This window comes from Bacillus weihaiensis (assembly GCF_001889165.1).
GTDB lineage: Bacteria > Bacillota > Bacilli > Bacillales > Bacillaceae > Metabacillus > Metabacillus weihaiensis.
This window is the reverse complement of the sequence record NZ_CP016020.1, coordinates 1,405,766-1,421,548: the sequence shown is the minus strand read 5'-3', so window position 1 is coordinate 1,421,548 and position 15,783 is coordinate 1,405,766. Positions and strand designations below refer to the sequence as shown.

Below are 15,783 nucleotides of genomic sequence, written 5' to 3'. Positions count from 1 at the left end.
TTACTCAGGCTTAACTAGGAATAGGGGTTGACCATACTCGACAAGCTGTCCATTTTGTACGAGTATTTCTACGATTTCTCCCTTAACTTCAGCCTCAATCTCATTGAAAAGCTTCATCGCTTCTACTATACAGACTACCGATTCCTTTGTAACTTTTGATCCTACCGAAACAAAATCTTCTGTTTCTGGAGAAGATGCAGCATAGAACGTCCCAACCATAGGGGATGTGATTTTATGTAGGTTTTCAGTATCAGTTTTAGCTTCTGTAGATACTGGTTGATTCGTAGCTTCTGAAACAGCCTGAACCTGATTTGAATCTGTTTGTTGAGCAACCTGTTGTGATTGAACAGGTTGTTCCAAAGTAACTGTTGGTGCTTGTTTAATAATCGTTTCAACCTCTGGAGATTGTTTCTTCATTTTTATTTTTGCACCGTCTTGTTCGAATGAAAATTCATGAATGGAAGATTGATCAATTAATTTAATCATTTCTCTAATTTCTTGTATCTTTAGCATGCTTAGGCACCCCTTTAATCGTCTTGATCACATATTTTTTGTGTGTGATCTTTTCATTTTAGGCTAGTTTTACCCTTAAATTAGGCTTTTTCTTATACTTTGTTGTGTGTTCGAACGCACTAATCTGATCTACGCTACAAATTGTCTGTTTATCATACAGGAGGTCATCCTACTAAAATCCTGTATAGCTTCTACAAACTAAAAGCTTATTTCGACTAAGACACATGTATTTTTAGAAAAGAGCCTTAATTTATAATCTAGTACTAAAACTTAGTCCCATATTTACATCTTACGATAGATGAGTAAAGAAATTCAACTACATTTATACCCAATTACCTTAATCAAAGAGAGATAAGCAGTATTCTTCCTTACTTACTATGGTCAATTCTACTAAAAAAGTCCAATCCCTTTTTTGGAATTGGACTTTTCTTTAGAAAGATTTATTGAGCAGGCTCAAAAGTAACAATGACATCTTCCATATTTTCCATTTCGTCACTTACTAATGCCATAATATTGTTCGCTGCAGACTTATCATGATCCTTTGCTTTTACTGTAATTTTCACGTTATTTCCATCTGCTCTTACTAATACATCTTCATATCCTTTAGATTTAATAAGTGTTTCTAACACATTTTCTTTACGTGCTGCATCATTTAAGGCTTCCATTTCATCGTATGCGTCACTTTTTTCGGTTGGTGAAGCATCATTACTTGCTACAATTGCTTGTAATTGTTCTTTCAGCTCATTTCTCTGATCATCTAAATCTAAACGCAAAGCAGTGAATAGTTCGTCGTTTGATACGCTAGAAATAACTGTACCATCTTCTTGCACCTCTGTTTGAACGTCTCCCTCTTGCTCACTTGCTTCTCCATCTTCAGCTTCATTTCCTTCAGTAGTGCCTTCTTCAACACCCTCTTCAGTTGCTTCTTCTTCAGTTTGACCTTCTGCTTCTTCCTGTTTTGTAGCAACTTCATCAGATTGGCTCTCTGGAGTCATTGCCATATCACTTGTTCCACCCTCTGGTGACGTTACATAATATACAGATAACACCACTACTAAACTTAACATTGTCAATAACCATACTGTTTGTTTCTTTAACATATCTATTCATCCTCCTTTAGTTTTTTTGATGCTACCATTACTCGATGACTAGGAACTCCTAATACTCTTGTAACGGAGTCAATAATTGTCTTTTTTATATGAATGTTGTCAGCTCCACCGGCTACGACTAAGACTCCTCTTATTTCAGGCTTTTTTGTTTGAATAATGATTGGAGTCTGCTTTTCGCCGTCTTGAATAATGACAACTTGTTCATCAGTAGATTGGTCTTCAACTACTCTAGTACCACCTTCACGATCAGTTTCTTTAGTTGTTTGACTTTGAGTGACTGTGTTTTTCTCAATCACTTTCTCCGCTGTGGAATCCACGTTCACAACAACTGATACATCTCCTACGCCTGAAATGGTTTCAAGCACTTCTTTCAACTGATTTTCATATTCAGCCTCGTAGTCAGAGATGGAGCCTTTATTTTCTTGATTATTCGGCTTAAAAACCTCAGTACTTTCTGATTCCTCTGCTGCAGTTGATGCTGGTAACACACCTTGAACTTGCTCACCCTGTGTTGAAAAAAGATTACTAACAAGCATGAAGGCAATCCCTAAGATGAATACGAGGAGAAAGTAATGATATTTTGACGGTTTTTTAGATTCAGATTTTCCGAATAAAGCTCTCAGTTTTTCTACTAGGTTTTCTTTATTATTCATCTAATGACTCCTCCCCCCTTTCCACTTGTAGTGTGATGACTTCTTCTCCTACTCCCCAAATTTCTGCTAAATCGGCTATAACCTCTACTTCATTAACCTGCTCCTTAGCTTCATTCACTGGTAATGATTCTGAAGTATCAATAGAGACTGGCTGTATTACTTCCACCGAAGGGTTTTGATCTGATTGAACTAGTTGTCGTTGAGCAATCATGACTTGAATATGTTGCAAGTCTTTATATGACTCAATGCTTTCTAGATCATTTGAATCAGAAAGAAGGATCCTTTCAATTCCTACATCATATTTCTCCACCAGCTCCTCATCAGCCATTGTCTTCATTTGGACAGCCATCTGTTCTAAAATATATGCACGTTGTGAGGCTTGTATTTCTTTTTTCTGAAATTCTATTAAATTTTTTACTCGATCATCATTTGATGACGATTCAAGAGAGAATTCTCTAAGAACTTCATTCATATCTTTAGAGAAAATTTTAAATATAGGATTAATTATCACTACTATTAGAAGTAGGCTAATAACCATCTTTGCATATTTCTGCATAGAAGAATTCGGTAACAAGAGATCTATAATAACTGCTAATAGAATAAAGACGATAATATTAGTAATCCATTCTGTTAGAAATGACATTGTATCCCCCCTTACCGCATCATAATTGTTAAATTACCAGCAGCAATTATGACTGTAAGACTTAAGAAAAACATCAAAGAAACAATCGCTAAAGCGGCAAAGATATAGATTACACTTTTACTAATTATGTCTAAGCATGCAATAACAGGTCCACCACCTAATGGTTGTAGAATTGATGCTGCAAACTTATAGATAAATGCTAGTGATAATACCTTTATAGCTGGAAATGCTACAATAAAGAGCAATACGGCAACTCCTATAACCCCAACAGTATTTTTTAATAAGATGGAGGCACTGATTACTGTATCTGTGGCATCAGTAAACATACGTCCTAATACCGGAATAAAATTACCGGTGATAAATTTTGCTGTACGAATTGTAATTCCATCTGTAATCGCGGCTGAAGCACCTTGTACGGATATAACTCCTAAAAAAATAGTTAAAAAAGAAGCGAGTAATCCTATACTAATATTTCTTAGCAATCCAGCTAACTGTGTTACTTTGTATTGCTCTGTCAGGGTGCTTACAATATATAACAATGCTGACAAGAATAAGAGTGGCAACACAATGTTTTGAATGAGAAGCCCGCTAGTATTCATTAAGAAGATAATCACTGGATGAAAAAACGCTGCTGAGGCTAGTCCACCTGATGAAGCCATTAAAGCTAGTAAAAGAGGAATTAATGCCAAAATAAAATTTGTCATGGATTGTATAGCATTATTTGTATATTCGATCGCAACATGAAAGCTATTTAACGCAATGATGATGAGCACCATATAGACAAGTGCATACGCTACTTTACTAACTGTACTTTGATTAAAAGCATTCTGTAACAGTTGTAAAAGCATGCTAAAGATGGTTAAAAGAATTAATGTACCTAGTAACTTTCCATTTGCAATAAGCTCATGAAACAAAATTTTCAATAATGCCTTCATCCATTCTTGAAAAGAAAGTTCTTTTTCTCCACTCAGAAATTGAAGAAGGCTCCCCTTTTGACTCTCAGGTAAAAACCCACCATACTCAGTCATGACCTGATCCCAATACGCTTTAATTTCCGTTACATCTAATTTCTCTACCTGTTCTTCTACAAACAGGTTAGGATCCATTTTCATTTCATCTGTGTTAGGTTGTTCCGTTTGTTGAGGTGTCATAGAGGCTTGTACATCTATTGGAATCATAAAAAAGAATAATAGAAAGAAAAACAGAGTGATTATTTTTGGCATTCTCACACCCCCAACATACTTCCTTCAACTTAAGTGCCTGGTATCATTTCTAAAACTGTTTCAATAATAACGGTAAGGATTGGAATGGCCATCGTAAGAATGAGAATTTTCCCGCCTAACTCGATTTTTGATGCAATAGCACCTTGTCCTGCATCCTTGGTTATTTGAGCTCCAAACTCAGCTATATATGCAATCCCGATGATTTTCAAAATTGTTTCTACATAAATAAGATTCACATGGGCATTAAGAGCAATTCTTTCTACCATTCTTATAATTTCGTATACTTGATCAACTAAGAAAAGAAAGATAACACATCCTACAAAAACAACAAGCATAAAGGCAAAGGTCGGTTTTTGTTCCTTTATTATTAGAGCAAGAAATGTAGCAATTAGTCCAAGGCCAACAATTTGGATAATTTCGATAAAGAACGCCTCCTTTACCCTTGGAAAAGAAAGACAGATTTAATTTTCTTAAACAAGTCATCAACAATTGATGCCACCATAAACAAGATATAGATAAAACCTATTAAGGTTACCCATTGTGCATATTCTTTTTTTCCCATTTGATCTAATATTGTGTGAAGGAATGCTACGACAATTCCTATCCCGGCAATTTGAAAAATCGTGTTAATATCTACACCCACCTGTGATGACTCCCTTCCACTTCTACATCAATAAAATCACTAATAACAAACCTAGCAAAACCCCAAGGCTTTTCACCATACTTTCATACCGCCTTTGACGATCTACAGCTTCTGCTTCTTCTCTCTCTAGATGAGTTAGTGTTAATTTAATATGCTTCTGCTGTGACAATCGATCATGTTGTCCTAACGTTTCTCCGAACTGCTTTAATACTTCATACTCTCCTTGCTTAAACGCGGTAAATCTCCATATTTCTTTAAGACTTTCTTCCCAAGCGTCCTTAACACTTGTATGCCCTTTACCTAATTTCTTTGCGAATAATTCAAAAAACCAGGATAAAGGCTTCGAAAGTTGCTTAGAAATATTTTGTGAAGCTACTATTAGTGAGGTATGTCCATACATGATTTCCGCTTCTAATGATTGAAGAGCCACTTTTAGTTGACGAAGTTGTCGTGTTCGAAGACTTAAAAGCTTTGCTGCTTCGAAGCCTGCCCAGGAAGTTGCAATGATAATAAGAAAGGCACCTACCCACTTCACCATTTTAGAACACTTCCTTTATTCAATAAGTGTTCTCCTCTTTGATTTTGAATTTGTTGAATAGTACCTGGACCATCTTTCCTAGATAAAACAATATACCTGTCAAATACATTGGATTCTATAAGTTCTTTGAGACTTGGACGATTTAAAAGGTCACCGAGTTGGTATCCGTGTACTGTCACAAATAACTGAACTCCTGCATGTAATGCTTCTAATACAGCCTCTGCATCCTCTTGTGTTCCAATCTCATCCACGATTAATACATCTGGACTCATTGAACGGATCATCATCATCATACCTTCTGCTTTTGGACAAGAATCCAACACGTCTACCCTGTCTCCAAGCTCATGCTGTGGCACACCTTTTACAGAACCAGCTATTTCGGAGCGTTCATCTACAATACCAACCTTATTAGACTTAATCTCAGAGCTTCCAGTGCTAATGATCCTTGCGAAATCTCTGAGTAATGTTGTTTTACCCGTTTGAGGTGGGCCTATTATGAGTGTATTCAACCATTTTCTGTCATGTACAAATGAGACATACTTTTCGGCTATTCCCACTTTTTCTTTAGCAATCCGTATATTAAAGGATGTAACATCACGAATTGCTTTAACTCGTCCATTTTCTGTTATCACTCTTCCTGAAAGCCCTACACGATGACCTCCTTGGACCGTGATATAACCCTTTTTCAATTCATCTTCAATAGCGTAAATTGAGTAATGACTAAGTTCATTCAAAAGATTAATTGAATCTTCTAAAGTGGTGTAATATGGAAGGAAAACAGGCGTCCCTCCAACAAGAACTTCCACTCTTTTCATCACTCTAATTCTTATTTCTTCGACTCTAGCTAAACTAGTCGGATGCATGTTCATGACTTCTTTACCTATAGCGTCCGGAAGCATTGCTACCAATTCTCTCATTGTGTAGCCTCCTATTAACTTAGACGTTACTTATATGTATGCATGCTTGACCACCTTCATGACTTGTTTGTCATTTTAGGTTGATTCACTCTGTTACTTGTAAATACCAAATAAAATAAAAAACACTCCAAGTCCTATAAAAAGTAACTTTGCGTAGGAAAGTTGATCGGCTATGTGAAAGATACCTATTGTCATCGTAATAATAAAAATGACCGGACCGACAATGGCTAAAAGAGAATTAATTGTGACCGCCTTTTTCACATCATTTAACACTAACATGAGAATGGCTGCCGTCAGTTCAATAGAAGCAGATAAAATTCTTAAACCTGCCATTGTTAATACAGTAGAATCGATATGTGAAAAGAATCGTTTCATGTTTGTCCACCTCTTTCATACTTTCTACACCTTATGCAAAGGATGAGAAAAATAGACAAAAAAACGATTTGGATCATGAAATAAATAAGTGAATTCTAAAAAAAGTGAGAAGACATGGGGATAAAATATTTCAATACTTTTTATTTACGAGGCGGTATGATTTCCCATCGGAAAATGAACTATTTTTTCTCACCATTAAGGATATGCTAAGGAGGATTTTAGTAGTAGTGGTGCTTTAAAGCTTTAAATAAAAAAAGAGGCTGACCCAAAAGTCTAGATTTTAGACCTTGGGTTAGCCTCTTTTCATACTTTTATCTTTTTAATTCAGTTAACGTAAAAACCGGGACGTTCCATTGCGCTCCAGTCAGTTGCTTTCCTCAATTCCCGCAGGAGTCAAGTGTCTTACGCTCCATTCCACTATCGATCTAAAATTGTATTCATAAAAGCAAAACCCCTACGAATACAGTCTCTTTTAAAGAATAATTAAACAACAATAAAATCGGGTAGTCAAACTCCTGATTTTCGAACGATCAATCGGTTTCGATCTGATCGTATGAAAGACATTATCTATCAAGTCTTCTTTTCAATTGTAGAGTTACTACGTGAAAAAGGATTGGTAAAGCTGGAGCACTATTTTGTTGATGGGACTAAGATAGAAGCAAATGCAAATCAATATACATTTGTTTGGAGAAAAGCGACAGAAAAATACGAAAAAAGATTCGTGAACGTCTTCACAGTGAAGAAGGACGAAAATTATATAGCCAACGAACATGTGATGTAGAAAGTGTATTTGGACAAATAAAACATAATCAGCAGTTCAGACGCTTTTCAATGCGTGGCCTCCAAAAAAATACGATTGAATGGGGGCTTCTTTGCGTTACACATAACTGTAAAAAAATGCAGAAAACAATAAGGGGAAAGAATCCCTCTTTTTTCATTAAAAAAGCCTAATTATTTGTTTCTACACGAAAGATAAAGAAAGGGTGCTCAAAAGGTCGTTATTTAACAACCTTTTGAGTCACCCTCTTTCTTCTTACGCACGTGAAACATAACTAGCTTCAGTTGTGTTAATGATTAGGCGATCTCCTTGGTTAATGAAGAAAGGAACTTGAACTGTTAGGCCAGTTTCCAGTGTAGCTGGTTTAGAACCACCTGAAGCTGTGTCACCTTTAATTCCTGGTTCTGTTTCAGTTACTTCTAGTTCAACTGTATTTGGTAATTCAACCCCTAGTGTTTCGGTACCAAACATCATGATTTGAACTTCCATGTTCTCTCTTAAAAACTTTAATTCATATTCAATCTGAGTTGAATTTAATTCAATTTGATCGTACGTTTCCGTATCCATAAATGCATGCTGATCTCCATTTGCATATAGATATTGCATTCTACGTGTCTCGATTTGAGCCTTAGCTACTTTTTCACCAGCACGGAACGTTTTCTCTTGAACTGCACCTGTACGTAAATTACGAAGTTTCGAACGTACAAAAGCTGCTCCTTTACCTGGCTTGACATGTTGGAAGTCCATTACACGCCAAATCCCATTATCTACTTCAATTGTTAAACCTGTACGAAAATCATTTACTGAAATCATCAAAAAATCCTCCTAAAATATAGCATACTTTAAGGTACCCTTAAAAGTATGGAGTTGTATGATTTATTCTTTATGTATAGTAAAGAACAGATCTTTCTTATAGATAGGTTACTCAGTAAGATTCTTTGTTAACGAACAAAGAGTAGATGGAGCACTATTTTACTAAAGTAGAAAGATTGAGCTTTAACTCTACTAGTAACTCCGCATACTTTTATGCTCGAAACAACAATCTTTTATAAAATTATTAAGTCTTTAGGTGAATGTGATAATGATTCATTCCCTGTTTCAGTAATAACAGTATCATCTTCAATTCTTACTCCACCTAAGCCTGCAACATAAACACCTGGCTCTACTGTTACAACCATTCCTGGCTGTAAAATGGTATCAGATTTTAACGAAAGTGCTGGTCCTTCATGTACTTCCATTCCAAGTCCATGCCCAGTAGAATGTCCAAAATATTCTCCATACCCTTGTTCTGTTATATAATCACGTGTAAGGGCATCTGCTTCTTTTCCAGTCATTCCAGGTTTAATACCATTCATACCACGAAGCTGTGCTTCTAACACAGTAGAATAAATTTTCTTTAATTCATCACTAGGTTCACCCACAGCAATCGTTCTTGTAATATCTGAACAATAGCCTTTATAGTATGCACCAAAATCTAATGTTACAAAATCGCCTTTTTCAATTTCTTTTTCACTTGCTACCCCGTGAGGCAGAGCTGAGCGGTAGCCCGAAGCGACAATAATATCAAAAGAAGATGAAACGGCACCGTTTTTTCTCATGAAAAATTCTAACTCATTTGAAACGTCGATTTCTTTTATTCCTGGCTTAATATATGTAAGAATGTGTTTAAATGCTGCATCTGCTATTTCTGTAGCTTCCTTTAATATCTTAATCTCTGCCGATGACTTAATCAAGCGTAACTTTTCTACTGCACCAGATACTGGAACAAATTCTAGATGTCCTAGGTTTTGATTGTAAGTAGAATAAGATTGGTAAGTTATTTGGTCTTGTTCAAATCCTAACTTTCTAATTCCCATTTTTTCTGTAGCTTTCACTACTTCATCTACAATTGAGCCTGTATGTTGAACAATCTCAAATCCATCCACTTCTTTTGCAGCCTGTTCTGTATACCTAAAGTCAGTAATAAAAACAGCTTGATCTTCCGATATGACAGCAACCCCAGACGTACCTGAAAATCCTGTCAAATAACGTCTGTTATAGTTACTCGTAATCAACATTCCATCGATTGAAAGCTCTTTAAATCGTTCTCTCATTTTATCTAATTTCATTTTATTTCCCCCTTTTTAAATTCTTTAAGGCAAGCATTGCTAGTTCATACCCTTGAATGCCTAAACCGACAATTTGCCCTGCTGTAACTCCAGCTGTAACCGAAGTATGACGGAAATCTTCTCTTGCATGAACATTTGAAATATGTACTTCAATCGTAGGGATAGACACACTTGCGATTGCATCACGAATGGCATAGCTATAATGAGTAAAAGCGCCAGGATTAATAATAATCCCATTATATTGTCCATCTGCTTCATGAATGGCATCAATAAGATCTCCTTCATGATTTGATTGAAAGCAAGTAACTTCTATGCCTTCATGTTCTCCACGAGTTAAAAGTCTCGTTTCTAAATCTACTAGGGTCTCAGAACCATAAACACCTGGTTCACGTACACCAAGTCGATTTAAGTTTGGGCCATTCAACACTAAAATCCTCACACTTTCACCTCAATCCCCATCTAATAAAAAGTTGTTATTTGTAGCAGAATAACTAGGTTTCACTCATACATAATACAATTAAAAAGAATGTTCATCATATGAACATTCTATCATATAACCGTTAATTTTCACTAACTATTCCCTCTACTTACGATTTAGGACTTGTTTGAAATTCGTTATAATCGAAAGAAATGGAATATCCAACAAACACTCCATATAAAATATAGAAACAAATCGTTGTAACTATTGTGCCTCTTGATAGTTCATACACTGTACTTAAAGTCGGAAATATAGGTTGTAGCAACAAGAAGACAAGTGACCAAAGAGCAATACCGAATCCGATCCCAATCAACATGGAGTTAAATTTTTTTAAGATTGCATAATACGTTAGGGCAACCCCAATCGAAACAATTCCAATTAAGACTATACTTATTACTTGACCTAACACACCTTCTTTCCAGTCACCTAAAGCAAATGGTTGAAGAATGAGATTTGGACCGACTTCAGTGAAATTTAAGATATACGCCAAATAGGCTAATGAGCTCCAAAATAAGCCTCCTATAAACCCTATAGAAATCGCCTTCCCCATCGCAGAAACAGGTTCTTCTTTTTTATTTTGTTCCAGTCTTGGTGAGTCTTCCGATTTACCTTCGTGATTTTGTTTTTCTTTATCCGACATCTGTAACACCTCCATTTATTACTATGTCCATTTTTCCTTTGAGCATGTCTTAAATGAGGTTTTTCACAAGTTTTAAAATAAAATGTCTAGTAATAAAAACCATGGGTATAATAGTAATAAGAAATGTTTACCAACCACTTAAAAGTAGTACCCTTTCATATTCATAAGGAAATTGGTCTTTATATTCTCAACTTTAAAAACATTGCTCTAGAGGTTTTATACTATTTTCTGTATTATAGTAGTAGGATCATTACTAAAGTTGTGTTTAACTAGTTGTTATATTTCATTAAGAATTTGAATAGATAGGTAGGTTGGTATTACATGTCAAACCCAAACAAGCCTGCATATGGTGGGCAAGCTGTTATTGAAGGTGTCATGTTTAGTGGTAAACATCACTATGTAACAGCGATTAGAAGAAATGATCAATCAATTGATTATTTTCACGTACCAAGAAAACAGCAAAATGTTTTATCAAAGCTAAAAAAAATTCCATTCTTAAGAGGAATTGTTGCCATTTTAGAAGCAAGCGCCAATGGGTCAAAACATCTTAATTTTGCTACCGAGCGCTATGAAGTCGATCCCGAAGATGACATGAAAATGATAGAAGAAAAACAAAAAAAGGATTCAAAACTGACAATGTGGCTCGGTATTGCAGCAGTGGGAATCATTTCATTTTTCTTTGGAAAGGTTATTTTCACACTCGTCCCAGTCTTCTTAGCACAATTTTTGCGACCTATTGTACCATCTGAGTTTGGGCAAATCCTGTTAGAAGGTGTTTTCAAATTACTGTTCCTACTAATTTATATTTATGCCATATCATTTACACCATTAATTAAACGTGTATTTCAATATCACGGTGCTGAACATAAGGTAATAAATGCATATGAGAGTAATTTGCCCCTTACAGTAGAAAATGTCCAGCGTAGCTCTCGTCTTCATTACAGATGTGGTAGCAGCTTCATCCTATTTACAGTCTTTGTTGGAGTGTTTGTGTACACCCTTGTTCCTTTGGATCCATTGTGGGTTAGAATTGTGAATCGACTTGCATTAATACCTGTCGTTTTAGGTATTTCATTTGAAGTCCTTCAACTCACAAATAAAGTGAGGGAAATACCAGTTCTAAAGTTTTTAGGTTATCCTGGCTTATGGCTTCAGTTACTGACAACAAAAGAACCTGCAAATGATCAGGTTGAAGTGGCAATTGCTAGCTTTAATGAACTGTTGAGAATGGAAAAAGAAACAGAAAGAGCATCTTAAAGAAAAAATAGTGTACGTGTTTCAAATTGGTATCTCTTATGGAGGTGGTCAAATGAAGCGACGCGGGAACGGGTTCGTCATTACCATTCTTTTATTAGGCATACTTGGATTTGTCACTACAGTTGTCTCAAATCCTTTATGGCTACTAAAACAAATTGTGATTTATGGAGCTATCGCTGGAATTATCTTTCTCATTTTCCGATATTTTATAAAAAAACGGATGGGAAGGGAATATTCAGCCTATTCAAAAGCAGCTAAACAATCAAAAAGACGTTTTGATGTCCGTAAAACTCGTACTTCAACAGTAAAAAACATCAACCAAGCAAAAAAGGCAAAAGCAAATGCCATAAAAAAGAAAAAAAGCCAACCTTCCCATCTAACAGTTATTGAAGGAAAAAAAGGCAAAAAGAAAAACCGTGCTTTTTTCTAATACGTCCATGTTTTCAAAAATTCATTCGTTTTACTCCAACCTAGCTCAATTAGAGCTAGTTTTTTTTGTTCTGTAAGTTCAAACTCTGTCGTTATAATATCTTCAACAGGTATAAACACTATATCCTTTTCATGTCGACTTGCAATATGACGGCCATCATGTGCATCTTTCATCGTTTCAAAAAGCGCACTAAACATCTCTATTGCATTATTAATTTTCTTTTTAGGACGCTCCCTTTCACTTGAACTAAGCTTAATTCCTAAAACTGGTCTAGTTACCTTCTTTTTTTTATTCTGATAAAATAGCCAGATCGGAAAATTACTAAGAACGCCACCATCTACTACAACATTAATACCTGTAGACGATGCAAGCTTTACCGGTTCAAAGAAATATGGTAGGCTGCAACTCATCCGAACCGCACGCGCTACAGAAAACGATGAGGGATTAATTCCATACTTAGGCAGATCATCAGGTAATACAATTAATTGTCCATTCGTTAAGTCAGAAGCAACAATACGTAGGCTTTGTGGTGGTATATCTCCAAATGTAGAAATTCCTTTTGCCTTCAATTTTTCAAGTAACCATTCTTCTAGTTTCACACCTCTATACAAGCCTAGATTCCAATACAAAGATATCCATTTTGTGAATGGTAAGGATAGAAGAGCTCTTCTTTCATCTAGAAACATCTTTAAATCTACTTCTTCCATCATCTTCAAAATTTCTTCACTCTTATAACCGGCTAGAATAAAAGTAGCAATAATGGAACCTGCACTAGTTCCCGCCAATCGATTGTATACAAATCCTCGTTCTTCAACTGCTTTATATGCACCAATTAACGCAAACCCTTTAATCCCACCACCAGAAAAAACTCCATCTATTTTCATCTACTTTAAGCCCCTCCCTTTTGTTATAGTGTAGGAGACAAGAAAAGAAAATAGACCTTAAATTATATGTTATCGAAGAACGTATAAAATAAGTCCAAGCAAATGTGATATTATGACCGCTGTATTACAGGAAAGAGTCCATCTAAACCCTCTCTGATTATGTTTTAGAAAATTGACCAGGTTGGTTATTGTAACTTTGAAATAAGAAAGATCATCGAAGCAAAAATTAAAGGACTAAATCGTTTTCAATTTAGTCCTTACAGTCATTATCTTATTCAGCTTTTCCCCCTCCAATACCCGCACGCACGTTCTAGACAAACTTAACAATCGAAAAAAACTGGCTGTTCTCGTACAGATTGTAGATTTTTTAAAAAGGAGCAGTCCCTAGTTGATGATTGTTTCCTATTGGATAAAGAAACGACTTTTTACCTTTTCTTGCTTATCAGGATAGTAATGAATCTAAAAAATGAAAATTATCTATTGTTTCATCTTCGGATCAAGTACATCTCGTAACCCATCACCCATTAAATTAAATCCAAGTACAGTAAGCATTATAGCTAAACCAGGAAAGAATAATGTCCAAGGGGCTTGCATGAGATATTGTTTTGAATCTGCTAACATTTTGCCCCATTCTGGATTGGGTGCTTGTGCACCAAGACCAAGAAAACCAAGAGCTGCGGCTTCAATTATTGCCGTGGCAATAGCCAAAGTAGCTTGGACAATAATTGGCGTCATACTATTAGGCAATATATGTTTCAATAAAATTCGGTTGTCTCTCATGCCTACTGCTTTTGCTGCAAGAATATACTCCTCTTGTTTCACACTTAATACCTTTGATCTCACTAATCGACCAAATGTCGGTATATTAATGATAGCTATTGCAATCAGAGCATTCTGCAAGGAAGGTCCTAAAATCGCAACAACTGCGATTGCTAACAAAATACTTGGAAAAGCGAGCATAATATCAAAGATTCTTGAAATAATGGAATCGACCCACCTTCCATAGTATCCTGATAAGATCCCCAAAATAGTACCAAAAACAGCTGATCCTAATACCGCAAAGAAGCCAACCCAAAGAGATATTCTAGCCCCATACAATACCCTAGAAAAAATATCTCGACCAAAGTCATCTGTTCCAAACCAATGTTCACTTGATGGAGAGAGTAACCGTTTCGATAATTCTTGATCCTTAAAACCATAAGGAGCAATGAATGGAGCTAGAATTGCTAAAATGATAAAAAAGATGACAATTCCAAGGCCAATAAGAGCTAATCTGTTCTTACAAAAGGATCTCCACGCTTCTTTCCAAGGTGGTGTAATTATTTCCACACTTTCATTAGACGGTAAAGGATTTGGTGTGTTTTTTGCTAATTCTGCCACAACTATTCCCCCAGTTTACTTTATTGATGATACTTAATACGTGGATCAACAACAGCATATAATAAATCGACAATTAAATTTATTAGGATAAAAAAGGCTGCGATGACTAAAATCCCTGATTGAATAACAGGATAATCTCGATATCCAATTGCATCATATAAATATCTTCCAATCCCTGGCCACCCGAAAATGGTTTCTGTTAATATAGCACCACCCAGCAATAGACCAGTTTGTAAGCCAATGACTGTTAGCACTGGAATAATAGCATTTTTTAGCGCATGCTTATAAACAACCCAAAATATTTTTACCCCTTTTGCTCTAGCTGTACGTATGTAATCCGATTTCATCACTTCCAGCATTGTAGAACGTGTCATTCTTGCAATAATCGCCATAGGAATTGTTGCTAATGCGAAGCTTGGTAGGATTATATGTTGAAGTACTTGAACAAATTGGTCCGTTCTACCTTGTATTAATGTATCTATCATATAAATATTTGTAATAGCTTGAACAGGGTTCCTAACATCCTCGCGACCTGTAGAAGGTAACCATCCTAATTCTATGGAAAAAGCCCACTGTTCCATTAAACCTAGCCAAAAAATTGGCATAGAAACTCCTATTAAGGCCAAAATCATAGCTAAATAATCAAACCATGAATGAGAGAACCAAGCACTAATAATTCCTGCATTTACACCAATAAAAATGGCAATAATCATGGCCACTATTGTTAATTCTATTGTCGCAGCTAAATAGGGCCATATTTCCTCATTTATTGGTCCCCTTGTTCTTAACGAAGTGCCTAAATCGCCTGCTAAAAGTGCTTTGATATAGTCCACATACTGAATATACCAAGGCTTATCTAAGCCTAACTCTGCGGTTAGTGTTGCAATAGCTTCTTTTGTAGCCTTTTGCCCTAAAATCACTTGAGCGGGATCACCTGGTATCGCTCGTATTATTGCAAACACAACTAATGTCATTCCAAACAATACGGGTATTAAAGAAAAAACACGTCGAACTGAATAAGAAAACATAGTGCTCACCTCATTTTCTAGGTTGTTTCGTAAAGTTTGTTGCTAGTAGAAAAGCCCAAGGACCTAATTTACCCTTTGAGTAGGAAGAGGAACTCTTTTCTTTCTTTTGGACAACATTTTGGAAATTCTCAACATATAGAAACAACGTTTAAGAAAAGTCCCCTTTCCCTTTTTAAGAATTGAATA

19 protein-coding genes and 3 pseudogenes are annotated in these 15,783 nt (G+C 35.8%); 5 read left to right on the top strand and 17 right to left on the bottom strand.

The features are described from left to right. The 10 genes from accB to A9C19_RS06750 all read right to left on the bottom strand — a co-directional run bounded on the left by accB (position 1) and on the right by A9C19_RS06750 (position 6,614). The gene (gene accB / locus A9C19_RS06795; protein ID WP_072579240.1) at positions 1-513 is read right to left on the bottom strand and encodes an acetyl-CoA carboxylase biotin carboxyl carrier protein; all 513 of its coding nucleotides are present in this window, start codon (positions 511-513) and stop codon (positions 1-3) included. 440 nt (positions 514-953) lie between these two features. Further along, entirely contained in the window at positions 954-1,613 is a 660-nt protein-coding gene (locus A9C19_RS06790; protein ID WP_072579239.1) for a SpoIIIAH-like family protein, read from the bottom strand. Positions 1,614-1,615: 2 nt separating this feature from the next. Next, the gene (gene spoIIIAG, locus A9C19_RS06785; protein ID WP_072579238.1) at positions 1,616-2,275 is read right to left on the bottom strand and encodes a stage III sporulation protein AG; all 660 of its coding nucleotides are present in this window, start codon (positions 2,273-2,275) and stop codon (positions 1,616-1,618) included. Further along, positions 2,268-2,918 carry a stage III sporulation protein AF gene (gene spoIIIAF / locus A9C19_RS06780; protein ID WP_072579237.1) on the bottom strand — a complete coding sequence of 217 codons (651 nt, stop codon included), beginning with the start codon at positions 2,916-2,918 and terminating at the stop codon, positions 2,268-2,270. The genes spoIIIAG and spoIIIAF overlap by 8 nt, the downstream gene beginning before the upstream one ends. A gap of 11 nt (positions 2,919-2,929) precedes the next feature. Next, positions 2,930-4,141: a stage III sporulation protein AE gene (gene spoIIIAE / locus A9C19_RS06775; RefSeq protein ID WP_072579236.1), complete on the bottom strand. Its 1,212-nt coding sequence runs from the start codon at positions 4,139-4,141 to the stop codon at positions 2,930-2,932. A gap of 29 nt (positions 4,142-4,170) precedes the next feature. Further along, a complete protein-coding gene (gene spoIIIAD, locus A9C19_RS06770) occupies positions 4,171-4,563 on the bottom strand; it encodes a stage III sporulation protein AD (RefSeq protein ID WP_199445830.1) in 393 nt (130 codons plus the stop codon). 14 nt (positions 4,564-4,577) lie between these two features. Further along, positions 4,578-4,784: a stage III sporulation protein AC gene (gene spoIIIAC / locus A9C19_RS06765; protein WP_026558844.1), complete on the bottom strand. Its 207-nt coding sequence runs from the start codon at positions 4,782-4,784 to the stop codon at positions 4,578-4,580. A 22-nt stretch (positions 4,785-4,806) separates the two neighbouring features. After that, positions 4,807-5,322, bottom strand: a complete 516-nt coding sequence (gene spoIIIAB, locus A9C19_RS06760) for a stage III sporulation protein SpoIIIAB (RefSeq protein WP_072579234.1) — start codon at positions 5,320-5,322, stop codon at positions 4,807-4,809. Next, on the bottom strand, positions 5,316-6,239 hold the full coding sequence (gene spoIIIAA / locus A9C19_RS06755) for a stage III sporulation protein AA (RefSeq protein WP_072579233.1): 924 nt from the start codon (positions 6,237-6,239) through the stop codon (positions 5,316-5,318). The genes spoIIIAB and spoIIIAA overlap by 7 nt, the downstream gene beginning before the upstream one ends. 93 nt (positions 6,240-6,332) lie before the next feature. Beyond that, positions 6,333-6,614 carry a YqhV family protein gene (locus A9C19_RS06750; RefSeq protein WP_072579232.1) on the bottom strand — a complete coding sequence of 94 codons (282 nt, stop codon included), beginning with the start codon at positions 6,612-6,614 and terminating at the stop codon, positions 6,333-6,335. A 499-nt stretch (positions 6,615-7,113) separates the two neighbouring features. Between A9C19_RS06750 and A9C19_RS21325 the strand changes: the two are divergent. After that, positions 7,114-7,332 (top strand): annotated as a pseudogene (locus A9C19_RS21325) (transposase); the annotation flags it as partial. Beyond that, positions 7,299-7,565, top strand: coding sequence for a transposase (locus tag A9C19_RS22700; protein ID WP_072579231.1), 267 nt, complete (start codon positions 7,299-7,301; stop codon positions 7,563-7,565). The pseudogene A9C19_RS21325 and the gene A9C19_RS22700, both read left to right, overlap by 34 nt. An 82-nt stretch (positions 7,566-7,647) precedes the next feature. Here A9C19_RS22700 and efp read toward each other — a convergent pair whose 3' ends face one another. The 4 genes from efp to A9C19_RS06725 all read right to left on the bottom strand — a co-directional run bounded on the left by efp (position 7,648) and on the right by A9C19_RS06725 (position 10,618). Further along, a complete protein-coding gene (efp, locus tag A9C19_RS06740; RefSeq protein ID WP_072579230.1) occupies positions 7,648-8,205 on the bottom strand; it encodes an elongation factor P in 558 nt (185 codons plus the stop codon). A 233-nt stretch (positions 8,206-8,438) separates the two neighbouring features. Continuing rightward, positions 8,439-9,500: a M24 family metallopeptidase gene (locus A9C19_RS06735; protein ID WP_072579229.1), complete on the bottom strand. Its 1,062-nt coding sequence runs from the start codon at positions 9,498-9,500 to the stop codon at positions 8,439-8,441. Between the two features lies 1 nt (position 9,501). Continuing rightward, the gene (gene aroQ, locus A9C19_RS06730; RefSeq protein WP_072579228.1) at positions 9,502-9,939 is read right to left on the bottom strand and encodes a type II 3-dehydroquinate dehydratase; all 438 of its coding nucleotides are present in this window, start codon (positions 9,937-9,939) and stop codon (positions 9,502-9,504) included. Between the two features lie 148 nt (positions 9,940-10,087). Next, complete coding sequence (locus A9C19_RS06725) at positions 10,088-10,618, bottom strand: YqhR family membrane protein (RefSeq protein WP_072579227.1); 531 nt, start codon at positions 10,616-10,618, stop codon at positions 10,088-10,090. Positions 10,619-10,939: 321 nt separating this feature from the next. On the opposite strand from A9C19_RS06725, the gene A9C19_RS06720 reads away from it, so the two are divergent. From A9C19_RS06720 to A9C19_RS22690, 3 genes and pseudogenes are all read left to right on the top strand, one after another. Further along, complete coding sequence (locus tag A9C19_RS06720; RefSeq protein ID WP_072579226.1) at positions 10,940-11,875, top strand: DUF1385 domain-containing protein; 936 nt, start codon at positions 10,940-10,942, stop codon at positions 11,873-11,875. Positions 11,876-11,927: 52 nt separating this feature from the next. Continuing rightward, a pseudogene (locus A9C19_RS22695) lies at positions 11,928-12,134 on the top strand (SA1362 family protein); the annotation flags it as partial. An 84-nt stretch (positions 12,135-12,218) separates the two neighbouring features. Further along, positions 12,219-12,305, top strand: a pseudogene (locus A9C19_RS22690) (SA1362 family protein); the annotation flags it as partial. Here the strand turns inward: A9C19_RS22690 and A9C19_RS06710 are convergent. From A9C19_RS06710 to A9C19_RS06700, 3 genes are all read right to left on the bottom strand, one after another. Beyond that, positions 12,302-13,189 carry a patatin-like phospholipase family protein gene (locus A9C19_RS06710; protein WP_072579224.1) on the bottom strand — a complete coding sequence of 296 codons (888 nt, stop codon included), beginning with the start codon at positions 13,187-13,189 and terminating at the stop codon, positions 12,302-12,304. The pseudogene A9C19_RS22690 and the gene A9C19_RS06710 sit on opposite strands and share 4 nt — an antisense overlap. Positions 13,190-13,666: 477 nt before the next feature. Beyond that, on the bottom strand, positions 13,667-14,569 hold the full coding sequence (gene nikC / locus A9C19_RS06705) for a nickel transporter permease (protein WP_072579223.1): 903 nt from the start codon (positions 14,567-14,569) through the stop codon (positions 13,667-13,669). Positions 14,570-14,589: 20 nt separating this feature from the next. Then, entirely contained in the window at positions 14,590-15,597 is a 1,008-nt protein-coding gene (locus tag A9C19_RS06700) for an ABC transporter permease (RefSeq protein WP_072579222.1), read from the bottom strand. Positions 15,598-15,783 lie beyond the last annotated feature (186 nt).